The 20,251-nt window shown below is 44.6% G+C and carries 12 protein-coding genes; 7 read left to right on the top strand and 5 right to left on the bottom strand.

Going from position 1 to position 20,251, the window contains the following annotated elements:
- Positions 1-13: 13 nt before the first annotated feature.
- From BACINT_RS12665 to BACINT_RS12640, 6 genes are all read left to right on the top strand, one after another.
- Entirely contained in the window at positions 14-1,543 is a 1,530-nt protein-coding gene (locus BACINT_RS12665) for an ADP-ribosylglycohydrolase family protein (protein WP_007663684.1), read from the top strand.
- Positions 1,540-3,150, top strand: a complete 1,611-nt coding sequence (locus BACINT_RS12660; protein ID WP_007663682.1) for a DUF4434 domain-containing protein — start codon at positions 1,540-1,542, stop codon at positions 3,148-3,150. Before BACINT_RS12665 ends, BACINT_RS12660 begins: the two co-directional genes overlap by 4 nt.
- A 226-nt stretch (positions 3,151-3,376) precedes the next feature.
- Entirely contained in the window at positions 3,377-4,285 is a 909-nt protein-coding gene (gene rbsK / locus BACINT_RS12655; protein WP_007663675.1) for a ribokinase, read from the top strand.
- A 23-nt stretch (positions 4,286-4,308) separates the two neighbouring features.
- A complete protein-coding gene (locus BACINT_RS12650; RefSeq protein ID WP_007663673.1) occupies positions 4,309-5,316 on the top strand; it encodes a GRP family sugar transporter in 1,008 nt (335 codons plus the stop codon).
- Positions 5,317-5,346: 30 nt separating this feature from the next.
- Complete coding sequence (locus tag BACINT_RS12645; protein WP_007663671.1) at positions 5,347-6,906, top strand: DUF4434 domain-containing protein; 1,560 nt, start codon at positions 5,347-5,349, stop codon at positions 6,904-6,906.
- A gap of 13 nt (positions 6,907-6,919) precedes the next feature.
- On the top strand, positions 6,920-8,914 hold the full coding sequence (locus BACINT_RS12640; protein WP_007663669.1) for an NPCBM/NEW2 domain-containing protein: 1,995 nt from the start codon (positions 6,920-6,922) through the stop codon (positions 8,912-8,914).
- An 89-nt stretch (positions 8,915-9,003) separates the two neighbouring features.
- Here the strand turns inward: BACINT_RS12640 and BACINT_RS12635 are convergent, their stop codons facing one another.
- The 5 genes from BACINT_RS12635 to BACINT_RS12615 form a co-directional block, all read right to left on the bottom strand.
- Positions 9,004-10,332 (bottom strand): RagB/SusD family nutrient uptake outer membrane protein, encoded by a 1,329-nt coding sequence (locus tag BACINT_RS12635; RefSeq protein ID WP_007663667.1) that lies wholly within the window; start codon positions 10,330-10,332, stop codon positions 9,004-9,006.
- Between the two features lie 20 nt (positions 10,333-10,352).
- On the bottom strand, positions 10,353-13,619 hold the full coding sequence (locus BACINT_RS12630; RefSeq protein ID WP_007663665.1) for a SusC/RagA family TonB-linked outer membrane protein: 3,267 nt from the start codon (positions 13,617-13,619) through the stop codon (positions 10,353-10,355).
- A 42-nt stretch (positions 13,620-13,661) separates the two neighbouring features.
- Positions 13,662-16,289: a zinc-dependent metalloprotease gene (locus BACINT_RS12625; protein ID WP_007663662.1), complete on the bottom strand. Its 2,628-nt coding sequence runs from the start codon at positions 16,287-16,289 to the stop codon at positions 13,662-13,664.
- Positions 16,290-16,511: 222 nt separating this feature from the next.
- Complete coding sequence (gene dnaJ / locus BACINT_RS12620; protein ID WP_007663659.1) at positions 16,512-17,693, bottom strand: molecular chaperone DnaJ; 1,182 nt, start codon at positions 17,691-17,693, stop codon at positions 16,512-16,514.
- A 10-nt stretch (positions 17,694-17,703) separates the two neighbouring features.
- Positions 17,704-18,336: a nucleotide exchange factor GrpE gene (locus tag BACINT_RS12615; RefSeq protein ID WP_007663658.1), complete on the bottom strand. Its 633-nt coding sequence runs from the start codon at positions 18,334-18,336 to the stop codon at positions 17,704-17,706.
- Between the two features lie 219 nt (positions 18,337-18,555).
- Here BACINT_RS12615 and BACINT_RS12610 point away from each other — a divergent pair, with 219 nt between their 5' ends.
- Positions 18,556-20,169: an ABC-F family ATP-binding cassette domain-containing protein gene (locus BACINT_RS12610; protein ID WP_007663656.1), complete on the top strand. Its 1,614-nt coding sequence runs from the start codon at positions 18,556-18,558 to the stop codon at positions 20,167-20,169.
- The last annotated feature ends 82 nt before the right edge of the window (positions 20,170-20,251 follow it).

Below are 20,251 nucleotides of genomic sequence, written 5' to 3'. Positions count from 1 at the left end.
GTAAAAACAAGAAATGAGTATGTCGAAAAGAAATCTAATATGGCTCCTGATGGCTTTCTTCTTTATAGCCGATCTGGCTGCCGCCGTTCATAAAGGAAATAAAGAAGTTGTTCTGTCCGAGCAGAGCCTGCGTGATAAAGTGAAGGGCGCATGGGCGGGGCAGACCCTGGGATGCAGTTACGGGGGACCTACTGAGTTTAAATTCTTGGGAACTATCATTCAGGATTATATTCCCATTCCCTGGGATAAGCATACGGTCAAGAATTGGTATGATACCTTTCCCGGTTTGTATGATGATGTTTATGTGGATCTGACTTTTGTGGAAGTCTTCGAAAGATGCGGGCTGGCTGCTCCGATTGATTCTTTTGCGACGGCTTTCGGGCGGACAGAATATCCATTGTGGCATGCCAACCAGGTAGCCCGCTACAATCTGTTGCAGGGGATGAAAGCACCCCAGAGTGGTTACTGGAAGAATAACCCTCATGCACATTGCATCGACTTCCAGATTGAAGCGGATTTTGCCGGGATTATGTCACCGGGAATGCCTAATCAGGCCGCTGAAATCTGCGATAGGGTGGGGCATATCATGTCCTATGGTGAAGGATGGTATGGCGGAGTTTATGTGGCAGCCATGTACTCTCTGGCTTATGTCAGCAATGATATAGAATATATCGTAAAAGAAGCGTTGAAGGTGATACCGGAAGAAAGCGATTTCCACAAATGTATGTCGGACGTAATTCGCTGGCACAGGAAATATCCGAAAGACTGGAAACGAACCTGGTTCGAGTTGCAGAACAAGTGGAGCGAAGAAATCAGTTGTCCCGAAGGCATTCATAACTCCTTTAATATCGGTACGAAGATAAACGGTGCCTATATACTCCTGGGCTTGCTTTACGGACAGGGGGACTTCACAAAGACCATAGATATCGCCACGCGTGCCGGTCAGGACTCCGACTGTAATCCGGCTTCAGCCGCAGGCATCCTGGGAACCATGATAGGATACAGCAACATCCCCGAATCCTGGAAAGAAGCTTTGTATGAAGTAGAAGACATACCTTTCTCCCATACGGATATCAGTCTGAATAAAGCCTATGACATGACGTACAGACATGCCAGCGAGATGTTGCAGAAACATGGAAACGGGAAGGCAGGAACAGACTTCATAATCAGACGGGAGAACATCAGACCTGTTGCTTTGGAAGTAGCTTTTGAGAATCTGAAAGTGAGCGATAAACTTACAATAGAGAAATCCATAGATGATGTAAATCCCTTCTCTTTCGAAGGAACCGGACTGGTTGTAAAAGGATACGTGGCAGGTGGGCTTCCGGCGGACTATACGGCGGAGATGGATGTATATATCGATGGACAGTTCTATGAAACCACCGCCTTGCCCCAATATATCAATCACCGGAAGTGTGAATTGTTCTTCTGCTATGACCGTCCTGTAGGGAAGCACACTGTAACTTTTAAATGGAAAAATCCAGTATCGAACGGGAAAATATGGATAACCGAAGTAATAATCTATACAACGAAACAAATATGAAAAATATACTATCCCTAATCAGTATTTCTTCTCTGCTGCTTGTGTTGGCGGCTTGCGGTAGTAAACAGGCCCCCACAGCAGAGGAGATAATAGCGAAAGCACGTGCGGTAAAGACTTTGAATGCTTACGACGAGATGAGCTGTGTGGTGTACGAAATGAAAGGACTTCCCGAGTCACCGCAAACCTCGATAGACCGTTTTATCAGCGATGACTGTGTGGAGGGAACGGGAAGCTTTGAGCTTAAATACTCTTTTTCCGGCAATGCGTCCGGAACCGAATCCGTATATATCCAGCAGAGTGGGGGAGACTATCGCAGTGATTTGTCTTTCCATCCGTTGGGACTTTCCATCTGGGTGAAAGGTAATAAGAATAATAAAGGTACCTTCCGTTTCATGCTTATTCAGGATGTGGATCAGTTTACGCAGGATGCGCTTCATGACAAAGATCGCTGGCAGTTCTTCGAGTATGTGGATAAGGATGTACTGACCAAGGAAGAATGGACACGTGTAGTGATGCCTTATGAGGCCTTTACTTTTGCCAAAGGGCGTGATCTGGGCGAAAACAAACTGGTTCTGAACCGTCTTGAAGGTTATCGTCTTGAAATCACGAACGATGATAACAGCGCATGTACAGATGAGGTTTGCATCGACAATCTGGAGCAGCTGACCTCTTATACTCCTGAATTCAAGGGAACTCCCAAGTTCTCCAGTGTTTTCATTCAGCTGAATAGCGTCTATAAAGAGACCGACTGGGACGTAGAATTCAAAGCAAGCCGTGAAGTGGGCATTGACACTTGGATTATCCAGTATGCCGAAGGTTTCAATGACCGTACGAATGAGAAATCTTCTTTCTATTCGCCGACAAATCTGCCGTGGGTGACCAAGCAATATGATATCATGAACCGAATGTTCGATGCTGCCGAGCGTAACGGGATGAAGCTGATTGTTGGACTATATCCCGGTGATTACAGCAAGGAAGATACTACAAAACCGGAACAATATGAATTTCTGGTGGAGCGTAATAAACAAGTATTCGATGAACTGTTTGCCCTTTGGGGGAATCATCCCAGCCTGGCGGGATGGTACATAACCGAAGAATTTCATGACGGCTCGTATCCGGTAGGCTGGCAGCAGGAACCCGCCTTGTCTATGCTGGCTAATTATTTGCAGACAGTGGCGGCTTATGTGAAGTCGAAGTCTCCGAAAGAAGTCTGCATAGCTCCTGCTTTGTGGAGGGGAATGCCTGCTGATCTCTGCGGAAAATGGTTTGGTAAGATATTTGCCCAGACTCCCGATATAGATGTACTTTATCTTCAGGATATAGGCGGACGTTGTCTGGTAGATTTTGATGTGGACCTGCCCAACTGGTTTGCCGAAATAAAGAAAGCCTGCGATGCTAACGGAGTGATTTTCGGAGTAGATATAGAGTCGTTCAAAGAGTGCTGGTGTCCGAGAATTACCATGCGGACCAAACCCTGGATCGAGCTGGAGGAACAGCTGAGAGTAGCCGGAATGTTTACCGATCATATCACGAATTTCAGTTGGGCCACCTTCAAGCCGGGAACAGATACCTATGAAGGGTATAAGAAATATCTTGAAAGAAAATAAGCAATCATACTAAAAGCAAAGTTTCATCGGATGGAACAAAGAGTTTCATCCCTTGAAACTCTTTGTTCCAAGCGGTGAAACTCTCAGTATTGCCTAATGAAACTGAAAGAAACCAATGGTATGCTCAATCAGTAAACGGGAAATACTTGATTATGAATAAGTTTTTAGAAGAAATGTCTTGTCACGGCGATACATACATGCATTTATTTATTAAAAATATAGTACCATGAAGAAAATTATAGTAATTGGCAGTTCCAATATAGATATGGTGGTGAAGACCTCTCATCTGCCGGTCCCCGGTGAAACCATTCTGGGTGGTGAATTCTTTATGCACCAAGGTGGTAAAGGAGCCAATCAGGCAGTTGCAGTGAAAAGGTTGGGTGGTAATCTGATCTTTGTAGCGAAGTTGGGGAATGATATACTGGGACAGCAGTCAGTGGATTATTTCAAGAAAGAGGGAATAGATACAAAATATATCACTCTTGATGAAAACTCTGCTTCCGGAGTTGCTTTGATCAGTGTGGATGATCACGCAGAGAATAGTATAGTGGTGGCTTCCGGAGCCAATATGCTGCTGAACGAGCAGGATGTGGATAAAGTTGTGGAGGAAATGTGCGAAGGAGACATCTTGTTGATGCAACTGGAAATTCCGATTCAAACGGTGGAATATGCTGCCAGGAAAGCTTTTGAAAAAGGGGTGAAGGTAGTCTTGAATCCGGCCCCTGCCCGGAGCCTTCCGAAAGAGTTACTCAGATACCTGTTTATGATTACTCCCAACCGGATTGAAGCCGAAATGCTTACCGGTATAAAGATTGTGAATGATGCTGATGCAGAACGGGTTGCAAAAGAAATCAGTGCGATGGGAGTACAGAATATAATTGTAACTTTGGGTTCGAAGGGCTGCTTGGTGAGAGAAGGCGATACTTCGTATTGTGTGGATGCTTTTAAAGTGGAACCTGTTGATACAACGGCTGCCGGCGATACTTTCAACGGTGCTTTATGTGTGGGACTGGCAGAAGGCATGAACTTGAGGCAATCTGCTGGAATGGCTTCTAAAGCTTCATCTGTTGCCGTGACAAGAATGGGAGCGCAGTCTTCTATTCCGTATCGTAAAGAACTGGACCTGAATGAATAAATTAACCTCTAAAAATACCGATTATGTTTATAGTTGAAAGTTACGGATTGGCAGTGGCGTTGTGTTGGGTTACGATGCTTTGCTGGGGATCGTGGGGAAATACTCAGAAGTTGGCAGCCAAGACCTGGCGCTACGAGTTGTTCTATTGGGATTACGTGATTGGCATCGTTCTTTTCTCTCTGATCTGGGGATTGACTTTAGGTAGTACGGGAGAGGCCGGGAGAGGATTTATACAGGACTTGTTGCAAGTGAGTCCGGAGAACTTCTGGAGCGCTTTCCTGGGTGGTGTGATATTCAATGCTTCTAATATTCTGCTATCGGCTTCTATGTCATTGGCAGGGATGTCGGTTGCTTTTCCTATAGGGGTGGGGCTGGCATTGGTTCTGGGGGTATTTGTCAATTATTTCAGTGTTCCGAAGGGAGATCCCGTCATTCTTTTCCTGGGCGTTTTCCTGATTGTACTGGCTATTATCTTTAATGGAATAGCATCCGGAAAAGTTTCCAAAGCGTCCGGTCAGAGCACCCGTAAGAAAGGTATCCTGGTTGCTGTATGCGCCGGTATCCTGATGGCGTTCTTTTATCGTTTTGTGGCGGCAGCTATGGACCTGGAAAATCTGGAAGCACCCACAGCAGGCATGATGACTCCTTATTCGGCTTTGTTCGTGTTTGCAATAGGTATCTTTATCAGTAATTTCCTGTTCAATACACTGGTGATGAAGAAACCTTTTATGGGAGAACCTGTGTACTACAGCCAGTATTTCAAAGGAAACTTCAATACGCATCTGGTGGGTGTGTTGGGCGGTATAATCTGGGCATTGGGAACTGCTTGCAGCTATATCGCTGCCGGAAAAGCCGGTGCGGCTATTTCCTATGCGCTGGGGCAAGGGGCAACGATGGTAGCCGCCTTGTGGGGACTCTTCATTTGGAAAGAGTTTAAGGGGGCTTCAAAGTCTACCAATCTGTTACTTACGCTGATGCTTATTCTTTTTATCTCCGGTCTGGTACTGATTATAGTGTCCGGAGGAAGTTGATAACTTAATATAGATTTATAAATGTGTACTATGAAGAAGAAATTTCAAATGATAGGATTTGCTCTGTCAGTTTTATTGGTTGCGTTACCGGTAGTTACGGTGGGTGCGGATAATGCCGCTTCCGACAAACAGAAAAAAGAGAAAACCACCGAGTCGGCTTTGGGTGTGAAACCTGTTACAGGTAGCTGGATCAACCTGGCATACAAGGATGTACGTAATAAATATACGAATCCTCAGAGTTTTGATAATATGGACCCGAAATTGTGGGAAGCTAAAGTACGTGAATTGTCGGCTATGGGTATCGAATATCTGGTACTCATGGAGGTTGCCAATGAAGGAAAATCTTATTATCCTTCGCAAATAATGCCTTGGTGGTATAATAAGGATAAGAAAAGTCCTGTGGATGCTATTCTGGATGAAGCAGCCAAACATAATATGAAGATTTTCATGAGTAGTGGCTGGGCAAAGGATCAGGATGATAATCTGCTTGATCCGGCAATTAAGGAACGGCAGCTCCGGATCATGGAAGAGTTGGCATCTCTTTATAAAAACCACAAAGCCTTTTATGGCTGGTATTTACCGGTAGAAGATTGCCTTTGTCCTATTTTTGCGGAGCATGCGGTGCAGTCGGTAAATACCTTATCAGAGAAGGCTAAAAAATTGGCTCCGGGCAAGAAAACCCTGATCTCTCCTTATGGAATCGGATTGTCAGAATTTGATAATCCGGAATATGAGAAGCAAATGCAGAAACTGAAAGTGGATATCATTGCCTATCAGGATGAAGTGGGGTGTGTACGCGATCAGTTCACACTTCCCCGTCTGAAGAAGAACTGGCAGAGATTGCGTGATATTCATAACCGCCTGAATATTGAAATGTGGGCAAATTGTGAGACTTTCACTTGGGAAGAGGGTACCAATGACCGTACTTCTGCCTTGATTCCGGCAGCCTATCCGAGGCTGCTGTCCCAGCAGGTTGCAGCATCTGCGGCGGGGGTTGATAAGATCATTTCATTTATGTTCTACGGTATTATTGAGAATCCTGAGTCAAAGTATCAGTTGGGACAACCTGTCTGGTCGAACAAAGTGTATGCTGACTATATGGACTGGAAGAACGGAAAGGAATATTGGAAACTGATGGAAGCAGCATTTATGGAGAAATTAGTCAATGGAGCGGCTCCGCAAATGATGCTTGGAAAGGCCGGTTTGCAACCGTTACTGGATGGTAAGGTTGCTGAAGAGGATAGTAAGGATGCCCGCTGGGTGAAGTTCGAGGCCGGTTATCATGAATTTGTAGTGGATCTGCAAAAGAAAACCCGTGTTCAGAAAGCTATGTTGCGTATGCTGAATTATAATCCGGAAAAAATAGGTATGCCGATGAAGACATATCTGTATACTTCAATAGACGGTAAAGAGTATAATCTGTCTTCCATAAAAGACGCCCCTTATTTTCCGAACAACAAGCATGATGCCTGGATTGAAAGCATATTGTTTGACCAACTGGATGAAAATGTACGCTATGTAAAGGTCGCTTTTGAAGCTCCGCAACAGGTATATATAGATGAGTTGTTTATTAATCCGGTTCTGAAATAAAAAGCGAAATATTATGAAAACTGGGAAAAACGTAATTATCGCATTGGCTCTTTTGGCAAACTTGTGGTTTGTTTCCTCTTGTAATAACGGGCCGAAGCGTGAAGTTTGGTTGGATGAAGTTTATAAGGACTCCTGTTTTGTACAGGATTGGGGAATACCGCAGATAAATCAGTCTGTGGTATGGACTCCACTTACGGTAAATGGAGTTGTGTATAAGCGGGGTATCGGAGCTCATTCCATCAGCCGTATGCTGTATGATTTGGGTGGTAAGGCCGTTTCAGTGAGTGGCTTGGTTGGAGCGGACGATAACAACCTGTATGCCGGTAAATTGCAGTTCAAGATAATCGGAGATAAAAAAGAACTTTGGAAAAGTGGTGTGATGCGGAAGGGCGATCCCGTAAAAGAGTTCAATGTCAGCCTCTCCGGCATTGATAAAGTGTTGCTATTGGTTGAAGAATGTGGCGATGGCATTATGTACGACCATGCCGACTGGTTGAATGTGAAGTTTGTGACCCATGGAGAGATTACCCCGATACCTGCCTGGCCGAAGCCTGTGGCTAAGGAGAAGTACATTCTGACACCGGAAGCTCCGGAAACTCCACGGATTAATAATCCTCTGGTATATGGCGCCCGTCCGGGAAATCCGTTCCTGATGACGATTATGGCAAGTGGTAACCGGCCAATGACTTTTGAAGCGTCAGGACTTCCTGCCGGACTGAAATTAGATACTTCCACCGGCTTTATTACGGGAAAAACCGAACTTAGAGGAGATTTCAAAGTGCTTCTGAAAGCCATGAACGAAAAAGGTGTAGCCGAAAAAGAAATTACCTTGAAAATAGGAGACCGGATTGCTCTGACTCCTCCGATGGGATGGAACAGTTGGAATTGCTGGGGACTTTCTGTAGATGATGAGAAAGTGCGCGAGGCTGCCCGCATGATGAATGAAAAGTTGCATGCATACGGATGGACGTATGTGAATATTGATGACGGCTGGGAAGCTACCGAACGTACCAAGCAGGGAGAATTGCTCTCCAATGAGAAATTCCCTGATTTTAAAGGCTTGGCTGATTATATTCATTCTCTGGGATTGAAATTCGGTATTTATTCTTCACCGGGACCGACAACATGTGGTGATTATCTGGGCAGTTATCAGCATGAGGAAATAGATGCACGGACCTGGGGCAGATGGGGAGTAGATTATCTCAAATATGATCATTGCGGATATCATGCGGTTCAGAAGGATTCAGAAGAGAAAACAATCCGCGAACCCTATATTGTTATGCGTGATGCATTGGATAAAGTGGATCGGGACATTGTCTATTGTGTGGGATATGGTGCTCCCAATGTCTGGAACTGGGCAAGGGAGGCAGGGGGTGAGCTGTGGCGCACCACCCGTGACATTACTGATGAATGGAATGTGGTGACAGCCATCGGTTGTTTTCAGGATGTTTGTGCTCAGGCTACTGCACCGGGGAACTATAATGATCCCGATATGCTGGTGGTAGGAAAACTGGGTAAGGCTTGGAGAGAGAAGGTTCATGAATCGGCTCTGACTCCTGATGAACAATATTCCCATATCTCTCTATGGTGCATTCTTTCCGCTCCGCTGTTGATCGGTTGTGATATGTCCGATATAGATGATTTTACGTTGAGTTTACTGACAAATAATGAAGTGATTGCTGTGAATCAGGACCTGTTGGCAACACCGGCCACAAAATTGCTGACTGATAATGGGCAGATATGGTATAAGAAACTATATGATGGATCGTATGCAGTAGGATTCTTCCAGATAGATCCTTATTTTATCTTGTGGGATCAGGATGAGGCTGAAGCTATCCAGATGAAGACGTATGATTTCGAATTAGCTCTCAAGCAACTGGGAATTACTGGCAAAGTATCTGTTCGCGATCTGTGGCGGCAAAAAGATTTGGGGGAATATAATGGGGAGTTCCGGACACAGGTTCCCTATCATGGAGTTTCTTTTGTGAAGATAACTCCTGTGGAGTAAATTGTGTGTATCTTAGAAAAAACCTCCTTTCTAATCTTGTCATGGGGATGAGAAAGGAGGTTTTCTTATTTATCAACTCTACTTATTTATCAGTTCGACAACTCCGGATTAGCAGCTATCGCTTCTCTTGGAATTTGAATTGTATAACGCGAATCATCCTGTTCCAATACATAGGTTCCTCCCTTGAGCACTTTTTCAATACGAGGGCGGGTGGTACGGCGTAAGTCGAACCAGCGATGTCCTTCAAAAGCTAATTCACGCGCACGTTCATCCAGAATCTCCTGTATCAGGGCTTCTTTGGTCATTGCGTTCACGGCAGTTGCTTTTACTGTATATGCTTCCGGCGTATAGCGCTTCTGCATTAACTCCAGCAGTCGGGTGCGTGCTTGGGGCAATTTATCCGATTGTGCGGCTGCTTCTGCCGAATTCAGGTACATTTCTCCCACCCGGAAAGAACAACGGAAATCATCTTTTCCGCTTTTTTGGCTGAAGCGATAACCATTCTTGTCGGCAGCTTTAAAATAAGCGTCCAGACGTAAATCGCCTTCTTTGTATAAAGAAGCTAAAGCTTCTGATAGAACAGCAGCCTGTGTGTAGTTAGAAGACATACCGCGTTCTAAGGCAGTAATATTTTCTACAGACTGATAGTTGTTGGGCAGGGTATAAGTTTCTGCATTGAAATCTTCCAATGTATTCTTTTCAGCAAGTATCGCTTCGGCTGCCTGATATGCATTGTCCCATTGTCCCATATATAAATATACACGGGCACGGAGGGCTTTTACAGATAAGGTTGTGAAACGATAAGAAAATTTCTGTTCCCAAGATTCTTTATTAATCAGTTTTTCAGCCTCGTTGATATCTGCAATAACCGCTTCATAAATTTGTGCAACGGTATTCTTCTTCAGAATTTCATTGATATCGCTATTCAGCTTAAGCGGCACGGCTGTCGTCTCTAATGCTCCCGAACGGGTATAGGGCTGACCGTAAAGATTTACCAACAGGAAATGCATGTAAGCACGGAGCAGATAACATTCACCAATCAATTGGTCGATGTCCTCTTCGCTCCCTTCGTTGATGGATTCCCGCTCTTCTATGGTATAGTTGACAGTGAACATGATGCTATAGAAGTTCTTCCACTCAAAAGCAGTGGTTTGTCCCGGTGCGCTGAAGTCATCCCAGCACTCGATTTTTCCGTAACGATCCTGTTCCCAACTATCGTCTTTCACATACAGTTCATCCGAACGAAAACAGGCGAGTCCTCTGGCATCGGGAACGGTCTTATAAGCTGTGGCAATCAGCGCTCTGTACTCAGCTAAAGTCTGGGGGATCACCTTTCCCGTAGGTTGAATGTCAAGCATATCACAAGCAGTCAGTAATACTACGCTGCTCATCAATAACATTATATATATCTTTCTCATTGTTTTAACTCTCTATAAAATTAAAAATTCAGGTTCAGGCTTAGGGTAACAGACTTCGGAGCCGGGGTTGCATACGCGTTGGACATCGTTTCCGGATCAAGATAATTCTTGTAACTTGAACCGAATACTAATAAGTTACGTCCTTCGATGGCAATTGTAGCGGAAGTCATACCCAATTTGCGGCTAAAATTAGTGGGCAATGTATACCCTAAACGGATGTTTTGCAGTCGCACGTAGTTTAGGTCTCTGATCCAGATATCCAGGTTACGGTATATTTCATTCTGGTTTGAATACCACATGTATTCGTCCAGACGTTCATTTTGGCTCAGCAGAACAGGGAAGATTGTTTCCGTGTTTTCCGGAGTCCATCGGTTCAGGATATCGCGGTTCGTATTACGTCCTTTATCAAAGTCAACGATAGAGTAGGTGGGTTGGCTGCGCACCTTTCCACCGAAGTCGAAGCTGAAGTTGACACCCAGTTCAAATGCTTTGTATGTGAAAGTATTATTGAAACCACCGGTATAAGGGCAGTCGGCTGTACCTACATAAGTGTAAAGTTCACGGCGTTCGCGGGCTGTCAGGTCAGTTGCTCCGAATCCCCATTCCTGCAATTTGAAGAATTCCATGGCCGATACGGCTTTTCCGTCTTTACCCTCAAACATCGGATAACCTTCTTCATCCAATCCGGCTGTTTTCAGGGCAAACAAGGCTCCTACAGGATACCCTTCGCGTCCCGGTTCCAAGGCATCTTCGCGCAGTGCTTCTTTCAGTATTTTATTGTTGTTGTATGCGAAGTTGAAGTTGGTGGTCCACATGAAATTCTTGGTGTGGATATTGCGTGTGCTAAGGGCAACCTCAACACCCTGGTTCTGCATACTGGCCCAGTTGACGGTCAACATTTCAAAACCTGTTTCCAGTGGGAGCATTTGGGTTCCAATCAAGTCTACGCCCTTACGATAATAATAGTCTACGCTCAGATTGATAGCCTGATTCAATACTGCAAAGTCGAATCCGGCGTTTACTGAATGGGTTTTCTCCCAACGCAGTTTTTTGTTCGGTGCACCGGAAACATCAATCATATCTTCCGACCCTCCCGGCAGGATATTTTCAATTCTGTAGTTACCCAAAAGGTAAGGAGAGGTGTTCTTGTCAATGTTTCCTTGCAAACCGTAGGATGCACGGACTACCAGATTGTCTATCCATTTGGCATTCGCCATAAAAGGTTCCTGAGAGATACGCCACAAACCACTGACTGAATATAGTGGCAGATAACGGTATTTCTTGTCTACACCGAAAAGGTCGGAACCGTCAAAACGGATACTTCCGCCCAATGTATAGCGGTTCAGCAAAGAGTAAGACAGGGTTGAGAAAGCAGATACGTATGCATTCTCCACATGAGCTTTCTCGTGTAACTTGAAGGCCTGGCTTTCTTCCGGGAAGATGATCGGCTTTGTTGTCAGCGTCTTCCGGTCAAATCCATAACCGGCGCTATACAGCTTTTCCTCCCATGTCTTGCGGATTTCTGTTCCCACCATTATTTCAAATTCATGGATGTCATTGTAGGTATCGCGGTATTCTCCCATCGCTTTCCAAGTGAGCTGGGACAGTGAGTTTTCGTTAGCCTTATGGAATCCTCCTTCCGGCAGGTAAGTTACGCCATTATTACGATGATTCTTCTTCTCTGTACGCATCACATAACTTTCTTCTTCAGCGATTTTTTCGATAGAAGTTTTATCCAGTTGCAAACCGAGTTGGGTGGTAATTTTAAAACGGTCGTCAAATCGCAGTTCAGCGTCGAAGATGGATGAAAGGCCGTTAATGGTAGTTTCGTTACTCGTATTTTTCCGTTCTTCGAAGAGGTTAAGACCAAAATCCATGTCCGTATCATCTTCTACATCCACATCGTAATTATAGTTGCCATTGGCATCATAAGGAGTGAAATAAGGATTTGCCAGACGTGAATAATAGATCGGGTTCGTCAGTCCCCGGTCATCCGGCAAATAAGTAGAGTTCTTACGGCGGTTGGCAAACATGGAAGCACCGACTTTCAATATGCTGTTCACCTTATAGCTGGTCTTCATCACTAAATTCAAACGTTCGGCAGAGACATTGGGAATATTACCGTTTTCCTTCATATATCCGAAAGAAGTGTAATAAGTTGCCTTTTCGCTACCACCGGAAAGAGACAAGTTGTATTCCTGTGTAAATGCATCGCGAAAAAGGATATCACTCCAGTCCGTATTAGTTGCCTTGAGTCTATTGATTGCACCTTGAGCATTGGAGGACAAAGCGTTCCAACCTCCGTCTTTGAAGTTCTGTAGTTCTCCCAATCCGGAGATAATGCGATATACCTCACCTTTGGTTTCTCTGTAAGGATAGCCGGATTCCAGCAAGTCAAGTTCCAGACCTACTTTCTCTTCTGAATTCAATAGATTCAAGCGGTCTATATTCAACTTAGGAGAATATGTCAGCTTGGAAGAGAAGTTAATAACCGGTTTTCCGACTTTACCTTTCTTTGTGGTAATCACAATCACACCGTTAGCTGCGCGGGCACCATAGATGGCAGTTGCGGCAGCATCTTTCAAAACGGTGATATTATCGATATCGGCAGGATTCAGGCCGGCAATGGCGGTTTGTCCTACGTTATCGATATCTTTCAGTACTTCCATACTGGGAATGTTCGTTCCTTCCAATGGAATGCCGTCCAATACCCATAAAGGGTCTTGTGTACCGTTCAGCGAAGAGGTACCGCGGATACGGATTTTAGCAGGAGCTCCCGGGGCACCGGATATATTGCTTACGGAAAGTCCGGCAATTTGTCCGGTCAATGCCTGGTCTATGCTCTTGGCTGCACCTACCATCTGGTCCGAGATATCGATTTTTGACACGGCAGCCGTCAGTTTACGGCGTTCCACAGTCTGGTATCCCGTTACAACTACCGCATCAAGCATATGAGCAGAAGGTTGAAGAGTGATATCATATTGTTTTTTGCCCGGAATGAGTTTTATTTCCACTACATCATAGCCAACGTAGCTACAATAAAACCGGGTAATGCCATCCGGAATTGAAATAGAGAATTTACCGTCGATATCCGTAATGACACCAATAGTCGATTGATTGTTCCCGTTTTTCTTCAGATCCTCAGCCGTCACATAGACAGAAGCACCTATGAGAGGCAATTTATCCTCAGAAGAAATTACTACACCCTCTACTTGTCGCTCTGCGGCAAGGGCGTAAGTGAGTGTTCCTATCAGTAATAGGAACACGACAGATAAGCGTCTTTTCATCCGTTAAAATAATAAAATTAATACTTAAATTGAAAACTGGTTTTAAAGTCCCAATGCTGTGTTGATACGAAGAATCATATCTTTATAATGATATTTGGTTGCCACATCCGATGTTCCTAAGCGACTCTGGAGTAAATCCTTGATACGAAGCAATTCTCCTCGTTTCACGGAGATGGCATCTGAGATGCGATTTAGCTGGGAACCGTAAAAATTCAATTCGCGGCGGGCACCCATACGATCTGAATCCAGTGTACGATGAGCATGCTCGTCACAACTGCAAAGGGGGATTTGGTTATCCAGCAGGAAGTGGTTATCCATTAATTTTTTGTTGATTTTGACTCCTTCGCTTTCGGCAGCAGCTGTAATCAAGGCATCTACAAAGTTTTTCTGTAAGGCACGTGTCATGACATCAGGTAGTGCGCCTCTCTCCGTGGTTGCGAAGATACTGCGGTGTAAACCGTCCATCAACTCTACGGCTGTGAAAGCCTTTTTACCATTCACAGCTTCATTTTCGAGCATACGTACCAGGCGGTTATTGGATAAGAGGTCCCAAAGAATATAAGATTGGGCATTCTTCAATACTTGTGTCGGTGCATTTTCTACTATGCCCAGCGGAGTGTTGCGAAGCAAATAGGTATATTCACCCACTTCTGCGTCGAATAACCACTTCGGGTAAGTCAATACTTCATCAAGTAAGAATTTCAAAGCGGCCTGCTGCTTCTCCTTCTCTACAAAAGTGTAAGTTTTCTGACCGTCACCTACCACTGTATTTTCCATATATATACCCCCTATGTTGGCAAGTACATGGTACAGATAATTATTCCATTGGTTGATCACTGCATAATATAGACGTGAAGCTTCTTCATACGTTTGTCCCTTCTCCCCAGTAGTTGTCCATTTGATAATTTCGGGAACAATCCGTTTCAGGTTTGCAATGCCATACTGGGAAGAACGTACGGCATCATCGCCCAGGTCTTCATTCTGTGCACGGGGATCTACGGCATCACGTACATCCTGCGCCTCACTGTATTTATAAAGACGGTCTGTATGGCGGCTCAGGAAATCATAAAGCAAATCCTTTTCTTCCTCCGGAGTTTCCTTACCATACCAGCGATAACCGTATTCGATGGCAAAAAGATCGTAAGGACCGATATGCGGTGAGAGTGCAGTTATTCCGTCACCGGGTTGTGCTACGTAGTTGAAACGGGCATAATCCATGATGGAAGAAGAGGTAGAGTTCATCCGGTCGGTAAATGACTTGGAACGGAGTGAGTCCGTGGGAAATGCCCATGACCCCATCATGTTATGACGCAATCCTAAAGAGTGGCCTACTTCATGGCAGGCCACAAAACGCATGGCGTCACCCATCAGTTCATCGGATAACTTAATGCCGCGTGCTTCCGGGCGTACAGTACCTGTCTGTACGGTAATCCATTCCTGAAGCATATTCAGCACATTGTGCCACCACATGATGTCCGCTTCCAGAATTTCTCCTGAACGGGGGTCCAGAATAGAAGGACCCATAGCATTTGCCTTGGTTGAGGCTGCATAGGTCAGTACGGAATAGTTCACGTCGTCCATGTCTACCGTCATGCTGTCCGTAATATCTTTGGCGATGATGGCGTTCTTGAAACCGGCATGTTCAAAAGCAACCTGCCAGTCTTCGATACCTTGTTTGATATATTTGCGCCAACGATACGGTGTGGAATTCTCTATGTAGAATACAATCGGTTTAGCCGGTTCCACCAACTCACCACGCAGATAGCGCTCGCGATCTTCCGGTTTCGGTTCCAGGCGCCAGCGAGTGATGAACTGTTGTTTGCTAACCCGTTGTTGTCCGTCGCTATAGCTAAGCAAAGGATTGGTGAAGTAGCCTACGCGGGCATTATCCAGGCGGCCGGTCATCGGGGTTTCCGGCAGTAACATCAGTGACGAACTTACTTCGACAGTTACATAGATGGAAGTCGTTCCTTCGGTCACTTTCGTGGTCAGTTCGGACGTAGCCACCACATTATTCTCGAATGACTTGATTGAGAGAATGCGTGACAGATTCTTGATGGAAGAGGTTCCCAGATTTATATTGGTAAATACATTATTGATGCTTGTCTCTGTACCATCATAAATATCATTCACTTTGATGACCATGGTGGTAGAGTCATTGTTGAATGCCTCGATCTTGAAGCCGGCTATCAATGGAGAAATATAATTATCACGTACCGACTGGCTGATGGCATCTTCGGCAGGAGCGAGGGGAAGAGGGCGGCTTTGACGAATCAGCAACTTGTTTGTTGCCTTATCCAGTTCGAAGCGAACCATCTGGTTTTCATAATTGGTACCGCGGTTCACTCCGGCCTCATTCAGTTCGGAAGGGACACGTTGGAGCTTGTTCACTACCAGCATGTCTCTGCCCAGCAGGTTCGTCGGTACCTCAAAATAGTAATCGTTCTTTTTCTGGTACACATTGAACATACCACGGCGAATGATGCTACCGTCTCCGGTCAGTTTCTCGTACTCGTTTTTTGATTTAACACTGTCGTTAGGTTCACTTTTCTTTTTCTTCCGGAACCATCCCATAGAATCGGGCGTAGAATTTACAGCATGCACTATGACAGGCTCACACATGAAAGCGCCTGTAGCCACTGTAGTCAGCAAAATTGTTTTAAGTTTCATCAGTTATTATCAATTATCATCATGCTCCCCTTTCTACTCATAGAATAGGGGACGGCAAAGATAGTAAAACTATCTATATGAACAGATAGCTGCAATTAGTTTTGACGTTTTTTCTTTTATAACTCAAAGAGTCTTTCAATTATAAAAAAACAGTATCAGTTAGAGTTTATGCTCATTCTTTAACTGATACTGCTAAAAATCTATTTTCAGTTTAAAGTCGGCTTAGTCAAATAAACTCTTGAACTTCTTGAAAATCTTTTCTTTAATAGAAGTATTCGGTTTAAAATTGTCTGAGCCTTCCATTTCTTCGAGTGCTTTTTTCTCATCTTTGTTAAGAGCTTCCGGTACATATACGCTAACATTTACTAATAAATCTCCCGTACCGTATCCGTTCACACTTGGCAGTCCTTTTCCGCGAAGCCGGAGTACTTTACCCGGTTGGGTGCCCGACTCAATCTTCACTTTCACCTTGCCGTCGATGGTGGGTATTTCTACCGCGCCACCTAAAGCAGCTGTCGGGAAGCTGAGAAGCAGGTTGTAAATCAAGTCGTTTTCGTCGCGGATCAGTTCTTTATCCTGTTCTTCCTCTACAAGAATCAACAGGTCACCCGGAACACCATTGTGCTTACCGGCATTTCCTTTACCGCTCATAGAAAGCTGCATACCCTCCATTACACCTTTAGGTATATTCACGCTTACTACTTCTTCACCGTAGACGATACCTTCTCCGGCACACACCTTACATTTATTCTTGATGATTTTTCCTTCGCCACCACAAGTAGGGCAGGTAGTACGGGTCTGCATCGTACCGAGGATTGTCTGCTGGTTGCGAATCACCGATCCGCTACCTTTACAGGTCGGACAAGTTTCCGAACCGCCGTCACCTTCAGCACCCGAACCATGACAATGGTCGCATGGAACATATTTTTTCAGTTTGAATTTCTTTTCTACACCGGTAGAAATTTCTTTCAGGTTCAGTTTGACCTTTACGCGCAAGTCCGAACCGCGAAAACGCGCACGTTGCGAACTTCCACCTCCGAATCCTCCTCCGAAACCGCTGAAACCTCCTCCGAAGCCACCGCTATGTCCACCAAAGATATCTCCGAACATAGAGAAGATATCATCCATAGACATGCCGCCACTGAAGCCACCGAACGGACCACCGTTTCCGGCAGCACCACTCATTCCTGCATGACCGAATTGATCATAACGGGCACGCTTGTCCGCATTGCTTAGTACGTCGTATGCTTCTGCCGCTTCTTTGAATTTTTCTTCCGCCACTTTGTCACCCGGATTCTTGTCAGGATGATATTGAATGGCTTTTTTGCGATAGGCTTTCTTTATTTCCTCTACCGTTGCTGTCTTTTCGACTTCCAGTACTTCGTAGTAATCTCTTTTTTCCATATATATTATGTTATTCTCCTACCACCACTTTGGCATGGCGGATTACTTTGTCGTTTAGCATGTATCCGGTCTGTACACAGTCTAGAATCTTGCCCTTCAAAGCTTTATCCGGTGCGGGAATGACGGCGACTGCTTCGTGGTAATCAGTGTCGAGAGGTTGTTCTTTAGTCTCGATTACTTTTACGCCGTCCTGTGCCAATACAGACATGAACTTGTTATAAATCAATTCCACTCCTTCCTTCACGGCTGCTACATCGGTGGCAGTTTCCATGTTTTTCAGAGCGCGTTCAAAGTCATCCACGATTGGAAGTATACTGCTGATGGTCTTTTCGCCACCGTTCAGGATCAGCTCAGCTTTTTCTTTCATCGTGCGTTTACGGTAGTTGTCAAACTCGGCAGAAAGGCGCAGATACTTATCTTTCTGGTCCTCTATTACTTTGTTTGCTTCTTCCAGCTCTTTGGCAAGCTTTTCCTCTTCTGTCAGGACAGTTTCGTCCTGTACATCTTCCGTTTGGGATTCTTCATTTTCCGCAGCTTCCTTCTGGGCAGCTTCGGACATTAACTCTTCTTCGTTGATGTTTTCTTTTTCTTTCGGGTCCATATTTCTATTCTTATTATTCTTGTAAAAAGGATTTGTTTTCATTGCTGTCAAGGGTTTAAGTTAGTATATCGCTGTACCAACAAAAACTTTGCCAAATAGGCAGCTTTTGTCTAAAACGCCGCAAAGGTAATACTTTTATGTCAGATTGACAGCGCATTTCTACGAGTATTCATAGAAAAATGTCTATCTTTGCACCCGCAAAATACAGAGTAATAGGTATTAGGTAATAAATTGTAAATCGCTAAATAAGAAAATAGATCAATGATTACAGTCTCGAACGTTTCCGTACAGTTTGGAAAAAGGGTGTTGTTTAATGATGTAAACCTGAAGTTTACAAGTGGTAACTGTTATGGTATTATCGGTGCTAACGGTGCCGGAAAATCTACTTTCCTGCGTGCCATATCCGGTGACTTGGATCCTACAACCGGTTCTATTATGTTGGGTCCGGGCGAACGCCTCTCCGTTTTAAGTCAGGACCACTTCAAATGGGATGCGCTTACGGTAATGGATACCGTAATGATGGGGCATACCGTTTTGTGGGATATCATGAAGCAACGTGAAGTGCTTTATGCCAAAGAAGATTTCACGGATGAAGATGGCTTGAAAGTTTCTGAATTGGAAGAGAAATTTGCGGAACTGGATGGTTGGAATGCGGAAAGTGATGCTGCCGCTTTGCTGAGTGGCCTGGGCATTAAGGAAGATAAGCATTATTTGTTGATGGGTGATTTGAGTGGTAAGGAGAAAGTACGTGTCATGCTGGCACAGGCACTTTTCGGTAATCCGGATAACTTGTTGCTGGATGAGCCTACCAATGACCTTGATATGGAGACAGTGATGTGGCTGGAAGATTATTTGGCTAACTTTGAACATACGGTGTTGGTTGTAAGTCACGACCGTCACTTCCTCGATTCTGTTTGTACGCATACGGTCGATATCGATTATGGTAAGATCAATCTCTTTGCCGGTAACTATAGTTTCTGGTATGAATCAAGTCAGTTGGCCTTGCGTCAGCAACAGAACCAGAAGGCTAAGGCAGAGGAGAAGAAGAAAGAACTGGAAGAGTTTATCCGCCGCTTTAGTGCCAATGTGGCAAAGAGCAAGCAGACTACCAGCCGTAAGAAGATGTTGGAAAAACTGAATGTAGAAGAAATCAAACCTTCTTCACGTAAATATCCGGGTATTATCTTTACTCCCGAGCGTGAACCGGGTAATCAGATACTGGAGGTTTCCGGACTGACCAAGACACTGGAAGATGGTACAATACTTTTCCGTGATGTTAATTTCAACGTTGAGAAGGGAGACAAGATTGTATTCCTTTCCCGTGATCCTCGTGCCATGACTTCATTCTTCGAAATTATCAATGAAGAAGCGAAACCGGATGCCGGAACTTTCAACTGGGGCGTCACTATTACTACTGCATACCTGCCGTTGGATAATACTAAATATTTCAATACGGACCTGAACTTGGTGGACTGGTTGAGCCAGTTTGGCGAGGGTAATGAAGTGTATATGAAGAGCTTCCTGGGACGTATGCTGTTCTCCGGTGAAGAGGTGCTGAAAAAAGCAAGTGTGTTATCGGGAGGTGAAAAGATGCGTTGTATGATTGCCCGTATGCAGTTGCGCAATGCCAACTGTCTGATTCTGGATACTCCTACCAATCACCTTGACTTGGAATCTATCCAGGCATTCAATAATAACCTGAAAACTTATAGAGGTAATATCCTGTTCTCCTCACATGACCATGAGTTTATCCAAACGGTTGCCAACCGTATCATCGAACTGACTCCGAACGGTATTATTGATAAGATGATGGAATATGATGAATATATTACTTCGGATCATATCAAGGAGCTGAGAGCAAAAATGTATAGTTAAGTAAGTTACAAGCTATAAAAAAACTACGAGCTACGAGATTTTTCTGTGTGATAAGCTGGCAAGGCATAGCACAGTTACTCGT

This window comes from Bacteroides intestinalis DSM 17393 (assembly GCF_000172175.1).
Lineage (GTDB): Bacteria > Bacteroidota > Bacteroidia > Bacteroidales > Bacteroidaceae > Bacteroides > Bacteroides intestinalis.
Note: the sequence above shows the minus strand (reverse complement) of the source record. Positions and strands in the feature narration are given on the sequence as shown.